Annotated in this window: 17 protein-coding genes and 1 pseudogene; 9 read left to right on the top strand and 9 right to left on the bottom strand. The window is 74.1% G+C overall.

Annotated features, from left to right (window positions below; all coding sequences use genetic code 11):
- Window positions 1–73 precede the first annotated feature (73 nt).
- The 3 genes and pseudogenes from ABD198_RS11060 to ABD198_RS11050 form a co-directional block, all read right to left on the bottom strand.
- Window positions 74–583, bottom strand: a complete 510-nt coding sequence (locus tag ABD198_RS11060; RefSeq protein WP_343999878.1) for a hypothetical protein — start codon at window positions 581–583, stop codon at window positions 74–76.
- 81 nt (window positions 584–664) lie between these two features.
- On the bottom strand, window positions 665–1,090 hold the full coding sequence (locus ABD198_RS11055) for a universal stress protein (RefSeq protein WP_343999876.1): 426 nt from the start codon (window positions 1,088–1,090) through the stop codon (window positions 665–667).
- Window position 1,091: 1 nt separating this feature from the next.
- A pseudogene (locus tag ABD198_RS11050) lies at window positions 1,092–2,584 on the bottom strand (APC family permease).
- A gap of 205 nt (window positions 2,585–2,789) precedes the next feature.
- On the opposite strand from ABD198_RS11050, the gene ABD198_RS11045 reads away from it, so the two are divergent.
- The 3 genes from ABD198_RS11045 (at window position 2,790) to ABD198_RS11035 (ending at window position 6,113) form a co-directional block, all read left to right on the top strand.
- Window positions 2,790–4,235: a SpoIIE family protein phosphatase gene (locus ABD198_RS11045; RefSeq protein ID WP_343999874.1), complete on the top strand. Its 1,446-nt coding sequence runs from the start codon at window positions 2,790–2,792 to the stop codon at window positions 4,233–4,235.
- Window positions 4,232–4,426, top strand: coding sequence for a hypothetical protein (locus ABD198_RS11040; RefSeq protein ID WP_343999872.1), 195 nt, complete (start codon window positions 4,232–4,234; stop codon window positions 4,424–4,426). Before ABD198_RS11045 ends, ABD198_RS11040 begins: the two co-directional genes overlap by 4 nt.
- Before the next feature lie 124 nt (window positions 4,427–4,550).
- Entirely contained in the window at window positions 4,551–6,113 is a 1,563-nt protein-coding gene (locus ABD198_RS11035) for an MFS transporter (protein WP_343999870.1), read from the top strand.
- Window positions 6,114–6,142: 29 nt separating this feature from the next.
- Here the strand turns inward: ABD198_RS11035 and ABD198_RS11030 are convergent, their stop codons facing one another.
- Window positions 6,143–7,021, bottom strand: a complete 879-nt coding sequence (locus ABD198_RS11030) for a DMT family transporter (RefSeq protein ID WP_343999868.1) — start codon at window positions 7,019–7,021, stop codon at window positions 6,143–6,145.
- Entirely contained in the window at window positions 7,018–7,563 is a 546-nt protein-coding gene (locus tag ABD198_RS11025; protein WP_343999867.1) for a DUF2243 domain-containing protein, read from the bottom strand. Before ABD198_RS11025 ends, ABD198_RS11030 begins: the two co-directional genes overlap by 4 nt.
- Before the next feature lie 348 nt (window positions 7,564–7,911).
- Between ABD198_RS11025 and ABD198_RS11020 the strand changes: the two genes are divergently transcribed.
- The 6 genes from ABD198_RS11020 to ABD198_RS10995 all read left to right on the top strand — a co-directional run bounded on the left by ABD198_RS11020 (window position 7,912) and on the right by ABD198_RS10995 (window position 15,954).
- Window positions 7,912–9,465, top strand: coding sequence for an SDR family oxidoreductase (locus ABD198_RS11020; protein WP_343999865.1), 1,554 nt, complete (start codon window positions 7,912–7,914; stop codon window positions 9,463–9,465).
- Between the two features lie 58 nt (window positions 9,466–9,523).
- A complete protein-coding gene (locus ABD198_RS11015; protein ID WP_343999862.1) occupies window positions 9,524–10,897 on the top strand; it encodes a cryptochrome/photolyase family protein in 1,374 nt (457 codons plus the stop codon).
- Window positions 10,898–11,096: 199 nt separating this feature from the next.
- Entirely contained in the window at window positions 11,097–12,269 is a 1,173-nt protein-coding gene (locus tag ABD198_RS11010) for a polyprenyl synthetase family protein (RefSeq protein ID WP_343999861.1), read from the top strand.
- Complete coding sequence (gene crtI, locus ABD198_RS11005) at window positions 12,266–13,906, top strand: phytoene desaturase family protein (protein WP_343999860.1); 1,641 nt, start codon at window positions 12,266–12,268, stop codon at window positions 13,904–13,906. Before ABD198_RS11010 ends, crtI begins: the two co-directional genes overlap by 4 nt.
- Window positions 13,893–14,909: a phytoene/squalene synthase family protein gene (locus tag ABD198_RS11000; protein ID WP_343999858.1), complete on the top strand. Its 1,017-nt coding sequence runs from the start codon at window positions 13,893–13,895 to the stop codon at window positions 14,907–14,909. Before crtI ends, ABD198_RS11000 begins: the two co-directional genes overlap by 14 nt.
- Window positions 14,902–15,954, top strand: a complete 1,053-nt coding sequence (locus ABD198_RS10995; protein ID WP_343999856.1) for a DUF5914 domain-containing protein — start codon at window positions 14,902–14,904, stop codon at window positions 15,952–15,954. Before ABD198_RS11000 ends, ABD198_RS10995 begins: the two co-directional genes overlap by 8 nt.
- 82 nt (window positions 15,955–16,036) lie before the next feature.
- Here the strand turns inward: ABD198_RS10995 and ABD198_RS10990 are convergent, their stop codons facing one another.
- From ABD198_RS10990 to ABD198_RS10975, 4 genes are all read right to left on the bottom strand, one after another.
- On the bottom strand, window positions 16,037–17,533 hold the full coding sequence (locus ABD198_RS10990; RefSeq protein WP_343999892.1) for an FAD-dependent oxidoreductase: 1,497 nt from the start codon (window positions 17,531–17,533) through the stop codon (window positions 16,037–16,039).
- A 77-nt stretch (window positions 17,534–17,610) separates the two neighbouring features.
- Window positions 17,611–18,378, bottom strand: coding sequence for a class I SAM-dependent methyltransferase (locus ABD198_RS10985; RefSeq protein WP_343999854.1), 768 nt, complete (start codon window positions 18,376–18,378; stop codon window positions 17,611–17,613).
- Complete coding sequence (locus tag ABD198_RS10980) at window positions 18,375–19,613, bottom strand: lycopene cyclase family protein (protein WP_343999852.1); 1,239 nt, start codon at window positions 19,611–19,613, stop codon at window positions 18,375–18,377. The genes ABD198_RS10985 and ABD198_RS10980 overlap by 4 nt, the downstream gene beginning before the upstream one ends.
- 108 nt (window positions 19,614–19,721) lie before the next feature.
- Window positions 19,722–20,477 carry an SOS response-associated peptidase gene (locus ABD198_RS10975; RefSeq protein WP_343999850.1) on the bottom strand — a complete coding sequence of 252 codons (756 nt, stop codon included), beginning with the start codon at window positions 20,475–20,477 and terminating at the stop codon, window positions 19,722–19,724.
- Window positions 20,478–20,521: the final 44 nt, after the last annotated feature.

The raw sequence follows: 20,521 nt of genomic DNA, 5'->3' as shown, positions 1-20,521 counted from the left end.
GCAGTCGGATCGAACGTCACCGTTCATCCAACCGCCCCAACCACCAACCCGGCGAACCTATGCGGTCACAGCACTAGGCGACGTCGTGGATGACGAGTTTGAACTCGGCGAGTGTCAGCCGCCGGGGGCCCGAGTCGTTGTGGGTGACGCGCAGGGCCAGGGGGGTGTCGGGGTCGACGAAGATGCCGTGGCTCTTCACGTAGTACTGGCCGCCGGGCGTGGGCCTGCGATGCTCGGTGGCCGTCGTGTCCTCGGGGTCGGGGGTCAGGCCCAGCGGGTCGCGGACGAACTGGTCGCGCAGCTCGGTGTAGCCGCCGGCCTCCCACTGGAGCATGGCGTACAGGTGTCCCCAGCCCGGCTTGGACGGCCATATCAGTCCGCTGCGGTCGTCGTTCGCCCAGTCGTCCACCACATGGCCGTCGGGCTGCTCGGCCTGGTGCATCCCGAAGCGGTCGTACGGCTCCGCCGACCCGAACGGGAATCTGACGACCTGGTAGGTCGTGCCGGGCCGGATCCGCTGGGGAGTGTGGGCCTTCAGGGAGCAGACGTGGACGCCGGAATCAGCGTTCGCGTTCGTTTGCATGAGGCAAGGCTGCCCGGCTGCGGCGGTCGCGATGCCGCCCGCTCACTCCTCTCCCCCACTCCTCCCCCTCACTCCTCTCCCTCACTCCTCTCCCTCCTCCATCGGCACGCAGATGACCGGCACCGGCGACAGGTGGAGCAGCTTGTGGGGTGTCGAGCCGAGGAGGGCGCCGCGGACCGGGCTTTCCCCCCAGCTGCCCACCACGATGAAGCGGGCGCCGTGGCGCAGGGCGGCGTCCAGCAGGGCCTGGGCCGGTTTCTCGTCGAGCACCTCCACGGTCGTCGGAACGCCCGCGCCCTCGGCCACGCCGACCGCATGGCCGAGCACCTTGCGGCCGGCCTCGTGCAGGGCCTCCAGATGGGTGCGGTACTCCTCCCCCAGCGCGCCCGGCGCGGCGGCGCCGTAGACCAGCACCAGGGGCTCGTGGAGCGCGGCCGCCAGCTCGATCGCGACGTGCAGGGCGCGGACGGCGCCGGGGGACTCGTCGTAGCCGAGGACCAGGGACATCTCAGGACTCCTTGCGGTGGACGAGTTCCGGGTCGGCGACCGTGGGGCGTTCCGACCAGAAGACCGGTGACACGAACCGCATGACGATCATGAGGACGACTCCGGCGAGGGAGATGCCGATGCCGATGACCAGGGGCGGGCCGAGGCCGAACCAGGAGACCCCGCTGTAGGAGTTCGCCGGGTCGGCCATGTCGATGACCGACTCCACCAGCAGCCAGGTGAGCAGTCCTGCGCCCACCACCGGTCCGACGCCGATCAGGAAGAACTGCTTGACGCTCTCGGTGAGATGGCGGAGTAGAAGACGGCGCAGGCCAGTCCGGTGAGGGCGTAGTAGAAGGCGATCAGCAGCGAGAGGGCGGTGAGCGAGTCGAACAGGGCGTTCTCGCTGATCTGGGCGACGACCACGTACCAGACGATGGCGATGGCGGCCACCCACCAGGTGCTGACGTCCGGGGTGCGGAACCGCGGGTGGATGCGCGCGAAGTGATGGGGCAGCGCGTGCCTGCGGGCCATCGACAGGGCGGTGCGGGATGCGGGGATGATCGTGGTCTGGGTGGAGGCGATCGCGGAGGTGGAGACGGCGAGCAGGACGATCCAGTCCCAGCCGCCCATCGCCTCGTCGGCGAGCAGGGAGAAGATGAACTCCTCCTCGTCGGCGTTCTCGGTGAGGAAGGCGGTGCCGGCGTAGGCAACGACGGCGATGGCGACCGACAGGTAGGTCACCAGCAGCACGACGGTCGACCAGACGCCGGCCTTGCCGGGGGCGCTGACGGAGTTCTCGGTCTCCTCGGTCAGATTGACCGCCGACTCCCAGCCCCAGTAGATGAACACGCCCAGCAGCAGCGCGCCCGTCAGTGAGGCGCCTCCGGCGCCGAAGGGGTTCAGCCAGTCGATCGACGGTTCGGTGGATCCCAGGGAGCCGGTGCCGGCGTACACGCGGTACAGGGCGACCACGGCGAAGATCAGCAGGCAGACCACCTGGGCCACGATGAGCACGTTCTGCACCCGGGCGGACACCTCGGTGCCGATCACGCACACGGCCGTCATCACGATGATCAGCAGCACGGCGAGTGTCTGCCGGGCCGCCTCGTTCTCCACCCAGCTGTCCAGGCCGACCGCGAGCAGGGCGAAGGTGACGGCGACGTCGGCCAGTGAGCCGACGACCAGGACGCCGGTCATGGTGATGGCCCAGCCGCCGAGCCAGCCCGCCCAGGGGCCCATGGCGCGGGTGACCCAGGAGAAGGTGGTGCCGCAGTCCTGGTCGACGCGGTTGAGGTAGTAGAACGCCGAGGCGATCAGCAGCATCGGGACGAACGACGCCAGCATCACGCCCGGGGCGTAGACCCCGACGAGCACCGCGATGGGGCCGACGACGGCGGCCAGGGAGTAGGCCGGGGAGGTCGCGTTGAGCCCGATGACGAGTGCGTCGAGGAACCCGATCGCGTCGGGCTTCAGTCCCTCCGGCCGGTCCGCCTCCGCCGTCGCGTTCGTCATGCGCCCTCACTTCGGTCGTGCGTCGGGATGAATCCAACCGGCCGGGCGGGGACTTTCCGCGTCGCGAGCGCCGTTGCGCACCGTGTGTCACCCGAGTGCATGCACCGTTCCTGAGCGCCGGGGGCGGGTGAGGTGCGGCGGCCGAGTTGCCGTGGCGGGACGATGCGAGAAGGTGAGTGCGGGGCGGTGGTGAAGGGAGGACGTCATGGACCCCGATGCCGTGGACGACTCGCTCATACTGGACGCGCTGTTCGGCAATTCGCCCCAGGGGCTGTATGTCCTCGACTCCGAGCACCGGGTGCTGAGGTACAACTCCGCCGGGCGCGGGGTGCGGGACCTCCCGCCCGAGGACATCATCGGGCACACCGTCGACGAGTTCGCCCCCGAGTTCGCGCCGGACGAGATCAAGGAGCTGATGGACGAGGCCCTCTCCACCGGGCGCCCGCTGCGGAACCGTCTGGTGCGGGGGCGTGCGCCGTCGGACCCCGAGCACCCCAAGACCGTGGAGATATCGCTGTTCCCGGTGCGCGACCCGCGGGACGGCACGACGGCCGTGGTGGCGGTGCTGGAGGACGTGAGCGAGCGGGAGGCGGCCGCCGAACGGCTCGCGGTCCTGAGCCGGGTGCACCGCACCGTCGGGTCGACCCTGGACGTCGACAGGACGGCCGAGGAGCTGGTGACGGCGCTGGTGCCGGACTTCGCGGACGCGGCCTGTGTCGATCTGATCGACGAGCCGCCCGCCGGGTGGGGGCACCCCGAGCCGGGTCCGGTGCCGTCGGACACACCGCTGCGGCGCGTCGCGTACGCTCCCGCGACCGCCTCGCGCACGCTGCGCGAGAAGGGCGACAGCAAGGCCTTCCCCTACCCCACCCCGTACACCCAGGCGCTGGCCGACGCCGAGGCCCGGCTGGTCCAGGTGGAGCCGGGTATGTCGTGGCTGGGTGCCGATCCCGGCGGGCTTGCGCCGCTGGTGGAGCCCGGGGTGCACTCCATGATCGTGGCCCCGCTGGTGGCCCAGGAGGCGGTGCTGGGGCTGCTGTCCCTGTACCGGCACCGCTCCGATCCGTTCACCGAAAAGGATCTGGAGGTGGCCCGGCAGGCCGCGTCCGCCGGGGCCGCCCATCTGGCCAACGCGCGCAGCTACCGACGGGAGCACATGGTGGCCTCCGCGCTGCAGCGCCGGCTGCAGCCGGGCACGCTGCCGCAGCTCTCCGCCGCCGAGACCTCCCATGTGTATCTGCCGGAGAGCGCCGGCGGCGACTGGTACGACGTGATCCCGCTGTCCGGCGCGCGGGTCGCCCTGGTCGTCGGCGACGTCAACGGCCACGGCATCGAGGCGGCGGCCACGATGGGGCAGCTGCGGCTCTCGCTGCGCGCCCTGGCCCTGCGGGACCTGGAGCCCGACGAGCTGCTCACCCATCTGGACGAGGTCGCCTCCCTGCTCGACCCGCCCTCGCCGACCTGCGGTTCCCATGTGGCGACCTGCGCGATCACCGTTTACGACCCGGTGTCCCGGCTGTGCACGGCGGTGCGCGCGGGACATCCCGCCCCCGTGATCGTCGATCCGCAGGGCGCGCCCATGGAGCTGGACGTGCCGGAGGGGCCCCGCTCGGCGAGGGCGGGGGGCGCGCCTACACGCCCGCCTCCGTGACGCTGGCCTCGGGCGGACCGCTGGCGCGTTTCTGGTCGGAGACCTGGAGCCGGATGCGGCCCGAACTGGTGGCGACGGGCCGGGTGGACGACAAGGTGGTCGACGAGGCTCTGGCCTATCTGGACTCGCCGCTCCTCGCCGAACTGGGGCCGGGCATGGCGGTGGCGTGGGGGTGGCGGTCGCCCGGGTGAGGGCGGGGGCCGGGCATGGCGGTGGCTGGGGGCCGCGGCTGCCCGGGTGAGGGCGGGGCGAGTGGTGGGGTGTACCACCCGGGCGTAGCGTCGGACGGGTGGACTCCCGAAGGGGCGATTCCGCATGACCGGTGGACCACGTCCGGCACCCGCAGCCCGGCAGACCACCGCCGAGAGGTCCGGCGGCGGCGGGAACGCGATGGCCCTCCTGGTCATCGCCTCGTGTCAGCTGATGGTGGTGCTGGACATCACCATCGTGAACATCGCGCTGCCGCACATCCAGCGCTCCCTGGACTTCTCCACGACCAGCCTGTCGTGGGTGGTGAACGCCTACACGCTCACGTTCGGCGGGCTGCTGCTGCTCGGCGGGCGGGCCGGTGACATCCTCGGCAGGCGGCGGGTGTTCATCTTCGGCGTGCTGCTGTTCGTGCTCGCCTCCCTGCTGGGCGGGCTGGCGCAGAACGGCGGTCAACTCCTCGCCGCGCGCGCCCTGCAGGGCGTCGGCGGTGCCATCGCCTCGCCGACCGCGCTCGCCCTGATCAGCACGACGTTCCGCGAAGGGCCGGAACGCAACCGGGCCTTCGGCGTGTTCGCCGCGGTCTCGGCGGGCGGCGGCGCCATCGGGCTGCTGGCCGGCGGAATGCTGGTGGAGTGGCTCAACTGGCGGTGGGTGCTGTTCGTCAACGTGCCGATCGGCCTGCTGATCGCCTTCGCCGCACCGCGCCGGATCAAGGAGTCCGAACGGCATCCGGGCCGCTTCGACCTGGCCGGTGCGCTCACCTCGACGGCCGGCATGGTGCTGCTGGTCTACGGGTTCATCCGCGCCGCGCAGGACGGCTGGCGCGACGCCCTGACGCTGGCGTCGTTCGGCGCGGCCGCCGTCGTGCTGGCGGTGTTCATCGCGATCGAGCGCAGGTCCCGGCAGCCGATCACGCCGCTGCACATGTTCGCCGACCGCAACCGGGCGGGGACGTACGGGATCATGCTGTGCCTGGCCGCGGCGATGTTCGGCATGTTCTTCTTCCTGACCCTGTTCGTGCAGAACGTGCTGGACTTCAGCCCCTTGCAGGCGGGGCTGGCGTTCCTGCCGGTCAGTGCGGTCATCGCGATCGGGGCCGGGCTGGCCTCGCGGTTCCTGCCGGTGTTCGGGCCCAAGCCGTTCATGGTGCTCGGCGGCCTTCTCGCCGCGGCCGGACTGGCCTGGCTGACGCTCACCGACGTGCACTCCACCTACGCGGGCAGTGTGCTCGGGCCGATGCTGGTGTTCAGCCTCGGCATGGGCATGGAGTTCGTGTCGCTGACGCTGATGGCGCTGTCCAACGTCTCCACGCAGGAGACGGGGGCGGCTTCGGGTCTGCTCAACGCCACACAGCAGGTGGGCGGTTCGCTCGGGCTGTCCATCCTGGTGACCATGTACGGCACGGCCAGCGCCAACGAGGCCGAGCAGCAGATCCCGCTCTTCCTCCAGCAGGCGACACCGGCCGAGCAGGTCCGGTTCCAGCGCACGGGGGAGCTGCCGCCACCCTTCGCCGACGAGATCCTGACCGCAGGGGTGTCGGCCGCGTTCATCATGGCGGCGGTCTTCACCGCGCTGGCCGCGCTGATCGCACTGGTGGCCATCCAGGTCCGCCCGTCCGACCTGGAGCGCCTCCAAGGGGGCGGAGCGGGCCCGGGCGGTCCCGCCTGAGAATGCGTCGGTCGGGCGGCCACATCACGTCAAGGTGCCTCGTCGTGTGCTCCGGCAGGCTGTTCCTCGCTGGTCAGGGTGCGGGTGAGGGGCAGGGCGGCGAGGGCGAGGACTCCGGTGGCGATGAGGGAGACGCCGAGCAGCTGGGGCAGCAGCCACCAGCCGGTGCGGACCGACTCGGCGTAGACGACGATGCCCAGGGTCAGGCTGAGGCCCGCGTCACCGAGCGTGAGGGCGGGCTGGGAGGCGACGAGTGGGCCGGCCTGCATCGCGTGCTCGAGCAGGAACAGCGCCGCGGCGCCGTACAGGGCGAAGCCGTAGGTCTGCCAGGTGGTGAGGAAGGCGGTGATGCCGCCGTCGTCGAGGGTGTGCATGGAGGTCTTCATCAGCGCGGCGGTCGTCGCGTAGGCGACGGCGGTGGCCAGTCCGAAGCAGGCGGCGCGCGCCCTGCCCTCGGGCCGGCGCAGCCCGGCGGCCACCAGGGCGACGAGAGCGGCCGTGCACACCGCGAGCGCGGGGATCCAGTGGTCCATCGGCACCTGGGTGCGGTTGCCGGTCGGTGCCGCGGCGGCGAGGGCCACGGCGAGCCCGGTCACCACGGCGGCGACGCCGGCCCAGCCGGCCGGGGACAGCCGCCCGTGCAACAGCACGGTGGCGATGACCAGGGCGAGCGGCAGTTCCAGCACGAACAGCGGCTGGACGACGGTCAGCGGGCCGGTGGCCAGGGCCACCGCCTGGCAGACGGCCGCCGCCACCACGGCGGCGATCCCGGCGAGCCAGACGGGGCGGCGCAGCAGGTCGAGCAGCAGGTAGCCGGCGGCGCAGATCAGCAGGGCGAGCGCGGGCAGCAGTGTCTCCAGCGGGCCGGTGCCGGCTTCCGGCGCGTGGTGGTGGGCGGGGTGGTTCATCGGGCGTCGGGCCCCGGTGCGCCGGCGGGGAGGGCGAGGGGGCGGCCGCCGCGTTGCAGCAGCAGGCCGCCGGCCACCAGAAGGGCGCCCATGAGGAGGAACGCGAGGTCCCACCAGAGCTGTCCGTCACCGGCGTAGACGTGGTGGATGCCCAGGACGTGGTGGTCCAGGACGCCCTCGACGAGGTTGAACAGCCCCCAGCCGACGAGCATCCAGCCCCACAGCACCCGGGAGGTCCACACCCGCCGCCGGTCCTGGGTGACCCTGGCGTAGAGGATCGCGAGCCCGGTCAGGACCGCCAGCCAGCACACGGTGTGGAAGATGCCGTCCCACACGGTGTTCATGCGCAGCCCGGGAACGGTGTCGGGGTCGTAGTACTTCACGCCGATGCGGTCCTGGTCGGTGCTGGTGAGCATGTGGTGCCACTGCAGCAGCTGGTGCAGCAGGATGCCGTCGGCGAATCCGCCGAGGCCCACGCCCAGCACGATCCCCGGCAGCCGCAGCACGCTCGCGTGCTCACCAGGGGTGTCCGTCTGCGCCATCGGTGCGTCTCCGTCCCTCGGGCACGGCCGGTTCGCTGACCGCCCGTGCGGGTGACCCGTGTGCCCTCCGCGGTGGTTCTCATGTCGCCCGGTCGTTCCCGGGGTTCGCCTGCGTCTCGTGCGTCGGCGGGCGTCAGCGGTGCGTCAGCAGGCGTCGCCCCTTACGGACTATCAGGGCACGGCGACGCCCGCCGCCCCGTTTTCAGCCGTTCTGCCCCCTATGAGGGCCGTCGGCGGGACGGCGGACCGTGCGGGGCGGCCGGGCGCCGCCGACGGGCGGGGTCGCGGTTCGGCGGACATGATCGGACCAGGGGCCATCAGCCGCAGCCCGGAGGCAGACAGGTGGACATGGACGGACAGCCTCACCCGGAGGGACTGCACTGCCTGGTGACCGGCGCGTCCGGGTACATCGGCGGGCGCCTGGTGCCGGAGCTGCTGGAGGCCGGTCACCGGGTGCGGTGTCTGGCCCGCTCCCCCGGCAAGCTCCGCGACCATCCGTGGGCGGACCAGGTCGGGACGGTGCGCGGGGACGTGACGGATGCCGAGGAGGTCGCCGCCGCCATGCGCGGCATCGACGTCGCCTACTACCTGGTGCACGCCCTCGGCAGCGGCTCCGGCTTCGAGGACACCGACCGGCGGGCGGCGCGGATCTTCGCCGAGCAGGCGCATGCCGCGGGCGTCCGCCGGATCGTGTATCTCGGCGGGCTCACCCCTGGGGGCGTGCCGGAGGCGGAGCTGTCGCCGCATCTGCGGTCCCGTGCCGAGGTCGGGCGGATCTTCCTGGACGGGCCGGTGCCGGCGACCGTGCTGCGTGCGGCGGTGGTGATCGGCTCCGGTTCGGCCTCCTTCGAGATGCTGCGCTATCTGACCGAGCGCCTGCCGGTCATGGTGACCCCCGGCTGGGTGCGCACCCGGGTCCAGCCCATCGGGGTGCGGGACGTGCTGCGGTATCTGACCGGCTCGGCCGGCATGCCGGGGGACGTGAACCGGGCCTTCGACATCGGCGGTCCGGACGTGCTGACGTACCAGGAGATGATGCAGCGGTACGCCGCTGTCGCCGGTCTGCGGCGGCGGATCGTGGTGCCGGTGCCCGTGCTCACGCCGAAGCTGTCGAGTCTGTGGGTCGGGCTGGTCACCCCGGTGCCGGCCGGTCTGGCCCGGCCGCTGACGGAGTCGCTGCGGCACGAGGTCGTCTGCCACGAGCACGACATCGCCCGCCATGTCCCCGACCCGCCGGGCAGGCCGCTGCCGTTCGACGAGGCGCTGGCGCTGGCGCTGCGCCGGGTGCGGCAGGCGCAGGTCGCCACCCGCTGGTCCTCGGCCTCGGTGCCGGGGGCGCCCAGCGATCCGCTGCCGACGGACCCGGATTGGGCGGGCGGCAGCCTCTACCAGGATGAACGGCAGGCAGCGGTCGCCGCGCCGCGCCAGGCGCTGTGGCGGGTGATCGAGGGCATCGGCGGCGACAACGGCTGGTACTCGTTCCCGCTGGCGTGGGCGGTGCGCGGCTGGCTGGACCGGTTCGCCGGCGGGGTCGGGCTGCGCCGCGGCCGGCGCGACGCCCAGCATCTGCGGGTGGGCGAGGCGCTGGACTTCTGGCGGGTCGAGGAGATCGAGCCGGGCCGGCTGCTGCGGCTGCGCGCGGAGATGCGGCTGCCTGGCCTGGCCTGGCTGGAGATGCACGCCGAGACGGACGAGGCGGGCCGCACCCGCTACCGGCAGCGCGCCCTGTTCCATCCGCGCGGGCTGCTGGGCCACGCCTACTGGTGGGCCGTCTCCCCCTTCCACGCCGTGGTGTTCGGCGGCATGGCCCGCAGCATCACACGGGCGGCGGCGAAGGCTGTGGACGCGCAGGAACAGCCCGGGCGCATCCAGCAAGCGGGCCGGGCGAGCAGCAGACGGTAGGGGCGCCCGGATCACGGCCGGCCGCCCCGTTCCCCCACGCACCATCTGGAGTCGCACCATGACCGTCGCGGTCGTCCTGTTCACCTCGGATTTGCGTCTGCACGACCATCCGCCGCTGCGGGCCGCGCTGGCGGCCGCCGACGAGGTGGTGCCGCTGTTCGTGCGCGATCCCGCGGTGCACGCGGCGGGCTTCGACGTGCCGGACCGGGCCGCCTTCCTCGCCGGCTGCCTCACCGACCTGGACGCCGGACTGCGCAGGCGCGGTGGCCGTCTGGTGGTGCGCAGTGGCCCGGTCGTCCGGGAGGTCTGCTCGGTCGTCGCCGAGTGCCATGCCGCCGAGGTGCATCTGGCGGCGGGTGTCACCCGGTTCGCGCACCGGCGGGAGGAGCTGCTGCGCAAGGCGCTCGGGGAACGCGGGGTGGCGCTGCGGGTGCACGACGCGGTGGTCACCGCGGTCCCGCCCGGAGCGGTGACCCCGGGGAGCGGCGACCACTACGCGGTCTTCACGCCGTATCTGCGCCGCTGGTCGGCTGAGCGGCTGCGGGATGTGCGTCCGGCGCCGCGCGGTGTGCGCGTGCCCGAGGGGGTGCGGGGCGAGGCGCCGCCGAGCCGCGCGGAGGTGTCCGGTGTGTCGCCCGGCCTGCCGGCCGGGGGCGAGTCGGCGGGCCGGGACCGGTTCGCGCGCTGGGCGCGGTCCGGCCTGTCCGGCTACGCGGACCGGCAGGGCGACCTGGCCGGTGACGCCACGTCACGTCTCTCGCCGTATCTGCACTTCGGCGCGCTGTCCGCGGTGGAGCTGGTGCGGCGTGCCCGCGCGACGGGCGGCCCCGGGGCGGAGGCGTTCGTGCGGCAGCAGTGCTGGCGGGACTTCCACCATCAGGTGCTGGCGGCCCGCCCGGAGTCGTCGGTGCGCGACTACCGCAGCCGCGGCGACCAGTGGCGCACCGAGGAGGACGCGGCGCGGGACATCGAGGCCTGGCGTGCCGGGTGCACCGGCTATCCGATGGTCGACGCGGGGATGCGCCAGCTGCGCGAGGAGGGCTGGATGCACAACCGGGCGCGTCTGCTGGCGGCGAGTTTCCTCACCAAGACCCGGTACGTGGACTGGCGGATCGGTGCCCGGCACTTCCTGGACTGGCTGGTGGACGGCGACATCGTCAACAACCGGCTCAACCGGCAGTGGGTCGCGGGAACCGGCACCGACACCCGGCCGCACCGGGTGCTCAATCCGGTGGTGCAGGGCAAGCGCTTCGACCCGGAGGGCGCGTATGTGCGCCGCTGGGTGCCGGAGCTGCGGGCGGTGGAGGGCCCGCTGGTGCACGAGCCGTGGCGGCTGCCCGAGCGTGAGCGGGAGGGCCTGGGGTACCCGTCGCCGCTGATCGACCTCGGTGAGGGGCTGGCGCGGTTCCGGCGGGCCCGCGACCGGGGCTGACCTTTGCACGGGCCTCGGGCCCCGGCGACCGGGGCTGACCGGGAGGCCCCTCGGGCTCGGGCGGCGGGAACCGGGGTTCGGCCGGTGGAGTGAGGTGTGTCGGGCGGCGCCCGCGCATCGGGCAGGAATCGGCGCATCCGGGAACGGCTCTGCGGAGAACAACGGGGTGCAGGTGACCGGGAGCGAGAGGGGCTTGCCCATGCTGCGACTGCGGACGACCAGGGCGGACGCGGCCGGACGCGCCACCGTGCCGTGCACCGAGGGCACGGGCCCCGGCCGGCCGCGTTCGGCGCTGGACGCGGTGCGGCACCTGGAGGCGCTCCTCGACGAGGTGCTCGACGCGGGGATGCGGCAGGCCGGCGAGGTGGACCCGGTGTTCGCCCGGGACGTGGCCGGCCGGGTCGGCGCGCTGGTGCGGCGCGGCGGCAAGCGGCTGCGCACCGCGTTCGTCTGGTGCGGCTGGCGGGCGGCGGGCGGGACCGGTGACGCCACGGCGGTGCTGCGCACCGGCGCCGCCCTGGAACTGCTCCAGGCCTGCGCCCTCATACACGACGACCTGATGGACGGCTCGCCGCTGCGCCGGGGCGCCCCCGCCGTGCACGTGGACCTCGCCCGCATGCACCGCGCAGCCCGGATGACCGGCGCGCCGGAGTCGTTCGGCGCCGCCACCGCGGTGCTGGCCGGTGATCTGGCGCTGACCTGGGCGGACGATCTGCTCACCGAGACGGCGCTGGAGTCGCCGTACGGGACCCGGCTGCACGGCGAATGGCGGGCCATGCGCGGCGAGATGGTCGCCGGTCAGTACCGCGACCTGCATGCGCAGGCGTCGGGTGACGGCGGCGTCGACGAGGCGGTGTCGATCGCCACGCTGAAGAGCGCCCTGTACTCGGTGGAACGCCCGCTGGCGCTGGGCGCGGCGCTGGCCGCCGCCGAGCCGCGCACCCTGGACGCGCTGCGCCGGGCCGGGCGCTGTGCGGGCCTCGCCTTCCAGTTCCGGGACGATCTGCTCGGCGCCTTCGGCGACCCGGCGGTGACCGGCAAACCGGCCGACGACGATCTGCGCGGCCGCAAGCTCACCTGTCTGCTGGCCGTCGGCCTGCGGCTCGCGGAGGCCTCCGGGGACCAGGAGGCCGCCGAGGCGCTGGCGCCCGGCACGCACCCCAGGTCGGACGCCGACGTGGCGCGCATGCGGGCGGCGCTGGAACGTATCGGCGCCCGTGCCGTGATGGAGTCGAGGATCGCGGAGCTGGCGGCCTCCGGCGTGGAGCACTTCGCGCGCACCGGCGCCTCCGAGGCCGTGCGGCGGGAATTCGCGGCGCTGGTCCGGCGCGCCTCGGGAGTGGCCCCCGCAGGCACCGAGGGGGACGCGTGAGGACCGTACCGGGACGCACCGATCATGTCGTCGTCGTGGGCGCCGGGCTCTCCGGGCTGGCGTGTGCGCTGCATCTGCTGGGCTCCGGGCGCCGGGTGACGGTGGTCGAGCGCGATCCGGGTCCGGGCGGCCGTGCGGGCCGGGTGCGGCTCGGCGGCTACCAGGTGGACACCGGTCCCACGGTGCTGACGATGCCCGAGTTCGCCGACGAGGCCTTCGCCGCCGTCGGCGACAGCCTCGCCCGGCGGGTCGAGCTGCTGGGGCTGCACCCGGCGTACCGGGCGCAGTTCGCCGACGGGACCCTGCTCGACGTCCACACCGACGGCGAGGCGATGGAGGAGGAGGTGCGGCGCTTCGCCGGGCCGGAGGAGGCCGCGGGCTACCGCCGGCTGCGCCGCTGGCTGCGGCAGCTGTACCGGGCGCAGCTGCGGCACTTCATCGACACGAACTTCGACTCGCCGCTGCAACTGCTGCACCCGGACCTGGCGCGGCTTGCGGCGCTGGGCGGGTTCGGCCGTCTGGACCGGCGGATCTGCCGTTTCCTGTCCGATCCGCGGCTGCGCCGGGTGTTCTCCTTCCAGGCGCTGTACGCCGGTGTCGCCCCCGCCCGTGCCCTCGCCGCGTACGCCGTGATCGCCTACATGGACACGGTGGCGGGCGTGTGGTTCCCCAAGGGCGGCATGCACGCCCTGCCGAGGGCCATGGCGGACGCGGCGGCCGACGCCGGTGCCGCCTTCCGCTGGTCGGACGGGGTGGCGTCGCTGGAGCGCCCGGCCGGACGGGTGCGGGCCGTACGGCTGGAATCCGGTGAGCGCATCGCCTGTGACGCGGTGGTGCTGACCTGCGAACTGTCCACCGCCCACCGGCTGCTGGGCGGCGCGCCGCGGCGGCCGGTGCGGCTGCGGCACTCGCCCTCGGCGGTGATCCTGCACGCCGGGACCGACCGCACCTGGTCCCATCTGGCGCACCACACGCTGTCGTTCGGGGCGGCCTGGGAGAGCACCTTCGACGAACTGACCCGAAAAGGGGAGCCGATGAGCGATCCGTCCCTGCTCATCACCCGGCCCACCACGCACGACACCTCGCTGGCACCGCCGGGCCGGCATCTGCACTACGTCCTGGCGCCCTGCCCCAACACCGCGGTGGGCCCGTCCGCGACGGCCTGGCGGGATCTGGGTCCCCGCTACCGGGACCGGCTGGTCGGGGAGCTCGAGCGGCGGGGCCTCGACGGGTTCGCGGCCTCCGTCGAGCGGGAGATGCTGGTGACGCCGTGGGACTGGACGGCGCAGGGCCACGCGGCCGGCAGCCCCTTCTCGGTGTCCCACACCTTCGCGCAGACCGGGCCGTTCAGGCCGCGCAACCTGGTGCGCGGTCTGGAGAACGTGGTGCTCGCCGGGTGCGGGACGACGCCGGGCGTCGGGGTGCCGACGGTGCTGCTCAGCGGCAAGCTGGCGGCCGCCCGGATCACCGGCGGCGTCCCGGCACGGCGTGGGTCCGCTCGGACGGCCGCCTCAGCCGTGTCGTCGGGGCCAGGTCCGGGCTCCGGCCGGAGTGCGCCGTGCCGCCCGTCCGCCGTGCCCGGCGCCGGGGCGGCCGCCGCCGTGTCCACCCGGGAGGGCAGCGATGAGCAGGCGTGAACTGGACGCCGCGGGCATCACGGATCCCGGACTGCGCGCCGACTACCAGTGCTGCCGCAGGCTGAACGCCCGGCACGGCAGGACCTACTTCCTGGCCACCCGCCTGCTGCCGCTGGAGCGCCGCAGCGCGGTGCACGCGCTCTACGGCTTCGCACGCTGGGCGGACGACATCGTCGACGACCTGGACCGGCGGCTGACGCCCGCCGAGCGCGACCGCATGCTGCGGCGTCTGGAGGGCGATCTGGCGCGCGGGCTGCGCACCGGCGGCGGGGACGAACCCGTGGTGCGCGCGGTTGCGGACACCGCCGAGCGGTATGCCATCGACCCCACGCTGTTCGCCGACTTCCTGGCCTCGATGCGCAGCGACCTCAGCGTCACGGACTACCCGACCTACGCCGATCTGCGGGCCTATATGCACGGTTCGGCGGCGGTGATCGGGCTGCAGATGCTGCCGGTGCTCGGCACGGTCGTCCCCCGCGAGGAGGCGGCGCCGCACGCGGCGGCGCTCGGTGTGGCGTTCCAGCTCACCAACTTCCTGCGGGACGTGGGCGAGGATCTGGACCGGGGCCGGGTCTATCTGCCCGCGGATCTGCTGACCGCCCACGGTGTGGACCGGCCGCTGCTGGAGTGGAGCCGGCGCACGGGGCGTCACGACCCGCGCGTCCGGGCGGCGTTCATGGCCGCCGAGGCCCTGACGCGGCGGGTGTACCGGGAGGCGGAGCCGGGCATCGCGATGCTCGACCCGAGGGTCAGGCCCTGCATCCGTACCGCCTACGTCCTGTACGGCGGCATCCTCGACGCCATCGCCCGGCACGACTACCGGGTGCTGCACTCCCGTGCCGTGGTCTCGCGCGGGCGCCGTGCGGTGACGGCCGCGGCAGGGGTCGCGCAGGTGCTGGGAGCGCGGTGCCGCGGGCGGCTGGCGGGGGCGTCGGTGCGCCCTGCGGCCGGGGTCGGGAGAGAGGCGGAGGCGTTCGGCGGAGGGAGTGCGGGCCGTGAGTGACCGGGTGAACGGTGAGCGTACGGGCAAGGAGCGCGCGGGCAGGGCCCGTTGGACGCCTCCGCTGCGCCGGCGGCGCAGCGGGCCGGGATGGTCGGGGCAGGAGCCCACCTGGCGTGCGGCGCGTCCGGGGCTGATCGCCAACGCGCTGAAGCGGGCCGGTGCCCGCCCGTCGGGCAACTGGTTCGTCGTCGGCGCCTCGCGGGACGTACGGGCCGGCGGTCCGCCGCGCGGGCGGACGGTGGGCGGCGTGGAGGTGGTGCTGTGGCGCTCGGACACCGGGGAGCTGCACGCGGGGCCGGGAGCGTGCCCGCACCTGGGTGCGCCGCTGCGTTCCGGGGTGGTGGTGTGCGGGGAGCTGGTCTGCCGCTGGCACGGACTCGCCCTGGACGGTGCCCCGTTCCCGGGCTGGGAGCCGTTCCCGGTCCATGACGACGGGGTGCTGGTGTGGGTGCGGCTGGACGCGGTCGGCGGCGAGGAGCCGCTGGAGCGTCCGGTGGTGCCGGTGCGGCCCGCGCCCGGCCGGATCGTGGACGCGGTGCACACGGCGGTGGGGCGGTGCGAGCCGCAGGACGTGGTCGCCAACCGGCTGGACCCGTGGCACGGCGCCTGGTTCCACCCCTACTCCTTCGTCGACCTGAAGGTGGCGCAGGCGCCGGAGGCCGGTTCCGGCGGCGAGGTGGACGACAGGTTCGTCGTGGAGGTGTCGTTCCGGGTGGCGGGCCGTCTGGTGGTGCCGGTGCGGGCCGAGTTCACCGCGCCCGAGCCGCGCACCGTGGTGATGCGGATCGCCGAGGGCGAGGGGGCCACCTCCGTGGTGGAGACCCATGCCACGCCGCTGACCGCCGAGGGCGCCGCACGGCCCCGGACCGCCGTGGTGGAGGCGGTCGTCGCCGCCTCGGACCGGCGCGGCTTCGCCCTGGCGTCCGCTGCCGCACCCCTCCTGCGCCCGTTGATCCGCCGCGCGTCCGGAAGGCTGTGGCGCGACGACCTCGCCTACGCCGAGCGCCGCTGGGAACTGCGCAGCACCGGGCGCTTCCCGGGATGAGCACGGGGCGCTTGACCGTGGTGAGCGCGGGGCACTTGACCGAGTGAGCGCGGGGCGCTTCCCCGGCTGAACGCGGGAAGGATCAGCGGCCGGCGAGGGCGTTCAGGGCCCGCAGGACCCGGGAGCGGCCCGCTCGGGGCACCGTCCACAGCACCTGGCCCTTGACGTTCCACCGGGCGAGCAGCGCGCCCGCCGCGAGGAAGCCGGTGGTGGCCGCTCGTTCCATCAGCGCCACGGGAAGGTCGCAGCGGATCGCGTCGCCGGCCAGGGTGATCCGGGGATCCGGTGTCCGCACGGCCGGGCGCCGCCGGTAGGCGCCGACTTCGAACAGCGGGCAGTCGTCGTGCCACTCGTGGCGGGCGTCGACGATCCGCGCCGGGCGGGTCTCCGGGTACACCCGGTGCAGTTGCTCGACCAGCAGCCGCTGCATCTTCTCCCGTTCGGTGCCGTCGGGCACCGCGTAGGCGTGCAGTTCGACGACCGAGCCCCCGGTGCGGGCGGCCCAGCGGGCGGCCTCGCCCTCGTAGCGTTCCAGGACGCTGATGTTGTCCAGGCCGTCGTAGCCGCTGGTGCCGAGGAAGCCGGGCCGGTCCTCGCGCACGGGGCGGTCGAGCCACATCCGGGAGACCAGGAACGGCGGCGCGGTGCGCAGCGCGGCGATGTCGTCACGCCAGAACTCGGTACCGAGGTCCGGGGAATGGGCGACGAGGCGGCGCAGGCCTCCGGGGTCGAGCGCGAGGACCGCGGCGTCGTACCGGTGGGTGCCGGTGTCGGTGCGCAGCTCCACTCCCCCGTCCTCGCGGGGCTGTACGGCATGCACGGGTGTGCCGGTGCGCAGGGTCGCGCCGAGGCGCTCGAGGTAGGCGCCGAGCGGGCCCCAAAGTGCCTGCGGGAAGGGTTCGTCGGGCACGTCGAAGAGCAGGCCCTCGGCGGAACCGAGGAAGTAGATGTGGAACATCAGCAGCAGTTCGGCGGCGGACAGCTCCCGCGGGTCGGCGAAGAAGCTGCGGGAGAACACCTCGAAGGCGAGGTGGTGGGCGGCCTCGGGGAAGCGGACGCGTTCCAGGAAGGCGGCGGCGCTGAGGGAGTCGTAGCGGTCGTAGACCTCGGGCACGCGGACGTCGAGGAGGGGCAGCGCCGCGCGGGCGTCCAGGGCGGCGAGGCCGCGCCAGCCGAAGGTGGGGCTCAGCGCGACGAATCCGAGCGCGCTGAGCGGCGGAGTGCGCGGGACGCGGGCGAAGCTGTCGGTGAGGCCGGCGCTGTGGCGGAGCGGGTAGTCGGGCAGCGGTGTGAGCCCGGTCAGGCCGGGGTCGGTGCGCCGCAGCAGGCCCCGCAGGTTGTAGTACTGGCGGAAGAAGGCGTGGAACCCGCGGGTCATGGTCGCCGTGGAGCCGTCGGCCAGCCGGGTGGGTCCCCCGGTGAGCCGTCCGCCGAGCGCGGGTTCGCGCTCGTAGAGGGTCACCCGGGCGCCGCGTTCGGCCAGCAGAGTGGCGGCGGCGAGACCGGCGATCCCGCCGCCGGCCACCGCGATGTGCGGGGCGTCGCCGGGCTCGAACCGGTCCCGGCCGGGGGCGGGCATCACGATCTCCGCCCGGCGGTCCCGGCCGCGGCGGGCGGCGCGCCTGGCTGCGCGCCGAGGGACGCGCTCGGGGGCGCTCACCGCGTCTCCCCGGTCGTCGCGGCCGCGGTGGGCGGCGTGGCCGTTCCGGCGCCGGCCGCGAACCCGTTGCGGGCCAGGAAGGTGTGCACGATGCCCGTCTGCCATCCGGCGACGGGGCCGACGCGCACGCCGGTGAAGCCCGCGCGGCGCAGCCGGTCGGCGAAGGCGGGGGCGGTGTCGAAGCCGAGGACGCTGGCCCACAGGTGCCGGTAGAGCGCCCGGTCCCCGCCGAGCGTGCCCGCCGGGATGATCACTCCTCGGCAGACGGCGTTCCACAGTGCCCGGTGCACGGGCGCGCCGCTGAGGCTGTACTCGTGGACGGCGAGCCGTCCGCCCGGTCGCAGCAGGGTCCGCACGGCCGTGAGGACCCGGTCGGGGTCGGTGACGTTGCGGAAGAGGTAGGCGGCGAGCACCGCGTCGAAGGGGCCTTCGTCGTCGGCCGCGAACTCCTCGGCGGTCATGTGCAAGAAGCGCACCTGCGCAGGCCACGGCTTCTCAAGTGCCCGGCGCAGCATGCCGGAGGAGGCGTCCACGGCGGTGATCCGCGCGCGGGGCGCGGCCCGCAGCAGGGCGCGGGTGGAGGCGCCGGTGCCGCAGCCGAGGTCCAGCACACGCAGTCCGGCCCCGTCGTCCGGCAGACGCAGGCGCCGCGCCGAGCGCAGCAGCTCGGAGCGGTAGCCGGGGTTGAGGGCGGTGAGGCGGTCGTAGGTCTGCGAGGCGTGGTCGAAGGCGCGGGCCAGGTCGCGGTCGCGCAGCAGGGTCATCGTCGGCTCTCTTCGTCTCGGGGGGTGGCGCTGGGCGCGGGCCGGGAGCGGCGGGGCAGGAAGGGAAGTTCGAGCGCGGTCCGCAGCATCGGCCCGACGGGGGTGTGCAGTCCGATGCCGAGGTCCTCCCGGGGTGAGGTGGCGCCGTCGAGGAAGCGCAGCAGGCGCTCGGCGGGGGTGCGGCGGAAGAGCCGGGTGAAGAAGTCGGGTCCGTCGATCCGCCCGGTGTCGAGGGCGCGCAGCAGTACCGCGTCCATGGCCAGCGCCCGTCGGCCGTGCGGGTGCGGCACCCGGTCGCGTCCCTCGCGCAGCGCGGCGGCGATGGCGCGGCTCTGCCGCTGGACGGCGGCGAAGGTGTAGCCGGTCGACGGGCGGGTGGCGCCGCCCGCGGTGCCGATGCGGAAGACGGCGGGCCCGGTGCGGCGGGGGAAGCGGGCGTCGGTCATGGGGATGACGCCCTGCTCGGCTGCCTCCACGGTGTACGGGCCGAGACGCAGGACGCTGCGGCAGTAGTGGTCCAGCGCCGCCTCGTACGCGGTCCGGTCCAGTGGCTCGCGGGAGAACTCGGTGTACTCGACGAGGGCGTGGTCGGCGGCGAGCGGGAGCACGTAGCCGAAGGCGAGGCCGTGGCGGGGCTGCGGCACCCGGAAGTCCATCAGGCCGGCGACCGCCGGGTCGAAGCTGTCTGCCGCGGTGCGCACGAACCAGCCGCGGAAGTGCTGCAGCAGCAGGGTCCTGGCCGCTGGGAGCACGCGGGGTGGGCGGGAGTCGAAGACCCGGGCGGCGCGCAGGGTCAGGGTCCGGCCGTCGGGTGCCGTGCAGCGGACCTCCGCGCCGCCGGGCACCTCGCGCACGGTCTCGGCGGTGGCGCGGAGCAGCGTGGTGCGGGGGTTCCGGTCGAGCGCGGAGTGCACCAGCCGCTCGAACGGCGCGGAGCGCAGCATGCGGTACTGCAGCGGGGCGGGGTCGACGGTGATGCCGGTGCCGTCGGGGCCGTGGACCCGCAGGCGGGACCAGGTGGCTTCGACGGCCTCGGCGAAGTCGTCGGGTTCCGCCGCCCAGTAGCACCAGGTGCGTTCGGGTGGCCGGAGCGGACCGTCGGGCGGTTCGACGACGGTCACGGTGAGCCGGCTCCGGCAGGCCAGCCGGTGGGCGAGGCTCAGCCCGGCCGCACCGCCGCCCACGACCACGACATCCAGCGGGCGCGTGCCGTCGTGGTCCTGCCTGCCCTGCACGTGAGACCCCCGGCGGTGGATCGGTCCTGGTCGTTGGTCGTGTCGGCTCTTCTGCCCCGCTCGGTCCCCGGATGCGGCCGCCGGCGACTCCTGTGCCGCGGGCCTGGGTCACGGCTGCTCTGGCACTTCCACTTCCTCGAGCAGTTCGGGCCCGTTGTTGCGCACGTTGTTGACGGCCGGGGAGACGGGGCGGGCGTCCAGGTGGCCGCCGGCGGGGGTGGTCAGCAGGGCCCGCAGCCGGTCGGGGTCCTGGTGGGCGGGGTCGAGCCATGCGTCGTAGTGGTCGGGGGTGAGGGCGAGCGGCATGCGCGGGTGGATCCGGCCGGCGGCGTCGGTGGCCTCGGTGGTGATGATGGTGCAGGTGATCAGCCAGGCGGCGGAGTCGTCGTCCCGCTCGACGTCCGGGTTGCGCCAGTACTCGTACAGCCCGGCGAGCGCCATCACCTCCTCGTCCTCGGCGTGGATGAAGTACGGCTGCTTGCGCTTCCTGCCGGTGGCCGGGTCGTCGATGCGGCGCCACTCGTAGAACCCGTCGGCCGGCAGCAGGCAGCGGCGCTTGACGAAGGCCCGGCGGAAGGCGGGCTTCTCGTGCACGGTCTCCACCCGGGCGTTGATCAGGCGGGCGCCGATCTTCAGGTCGTCGGCCCAGGACGGCACCAGTCCCCAGCGCAGGGCGCGCAGCTGCCTGCGCACCTCGCCGTCGTCGCCGTCGCGCCGGGGGCGGCGTTCGAGCACGCCGTAGACCTGGTCGGTCGGGGCGACGTTCCAGCTCGGCTCGAGTCTCTCCTCGGCGCGCCAGTCGGTGACCTGGAACAGCTGCACGAGGTCCTCGGGGCTGCGGGTGGCTACGTATCGGCCGCACATACGGTCACTGTGCCACCGGCGCGGCGCCCTTCGGTGCGGCACAG

Origin of the sequence: Streptomyces thermocarboxydovorans, assembly GCF_039524635.1 — a bacterium.
Lineage (GTDB): Bacteria > Actinomycetota > Actinomycetes > Streptomycetales > Streptomycetaceae > Streptomyces > Streptomyces thermocarboxydovorans.
The sequence above is the reverse complement of the archived record's forward strand: the minus strand, read 5'-3'. Positions and strand labels throughout refer to the sequence as shown.

Coding starts and splice junctions, on each gene's coding strand:
- ABD198_RS11060 (WP_343999878.1), bottom strand. CDS start 583: ATGCAAACGAACGCGAACGCTGATTCCGGCGTCCACGTCTGCTCCCTG.
- ABD198_RS11055 (WP_343999876.1), bottom strand. CDS start 1,090: ATGTCCCTGGTCCTCGGCTACGACGAGTCCCCCGGCGCCGTCCGCGCC.
- ABD198_RS11045 (WP_343999874.1), top strand. CDS start 2,790: ATGGACCCCGATGCCGTGGACGACTCGCTCATACTGGACGCGCTGTTC.
- ABD198_RS11035 (WP_343999870.1), top strand. CDS start 4,551: ATGACCGGTGGACCACGTCCGGCACCCGCAGCCCGGCAGACCACCGCC.
- ABD198_RS11030 (WP_343999868.1), bottom strand. CDS start 7,021: ATGAACCACCCCGCCCACCACCACGCGCCGGAAGCCGGCACCGGCCCG.
- ABD198_RS11025 (WP_343999867.1), bottom strand. CDS start 7,563: ATGGCGCAGACGGACACCCCTGGTGAGCACGCGAGCGTGCTGCGGCTG.
- ABD198_RS11020 (WP_343999865.1), top strand. CDS start 7,912: ATGGACGGACAGCCTCACCCGGAGGGACTGCACTGCCTGGTGACCGGC.
- ABD198_RS11015 (WP_343999862.1), top strand. CDS start 9,524: ATGACCGTCGCGGTCGTCCTGTTCACCTCGGATTTGCGTCTGCACGAC.
- ABD198_RS11010 (WP_343999861.1), top strand. CDS start 11,097: ATGCTGCGACTGCGGACGACCAGGGCGGACGCGGCCGGACGCGCCACC.
- ABD198_RS11000 (WP_343999858.1), top strand. CDS start 13,893: ATGAGCAGGCGTGAACTGGACGCCGCGGGCATCACGGATCCCGGACTG.
- ABD198_RS10990 (WP_343999892.1), bottom strand. CDS start 17,533: ATGCCCGCCCCCGGCCGGGACCGGTTCGAGCCCGGCGACGCCCCGCAC.
- ABD198_RS10985 (WP_343999854.1), bottom strand. CDS start 18,378: ATGACCCTGCTGCGCGACCGCGACCTGGCCCGCGCCTTCGACCACGCC.
- ABD198_RS10975 (WP_343999850.1), bottom strand. CDS start 20,477: ATGTGCGGCCGATACGTAGCCACCCGCAGCCCCGAGGACCTCGTGCAG.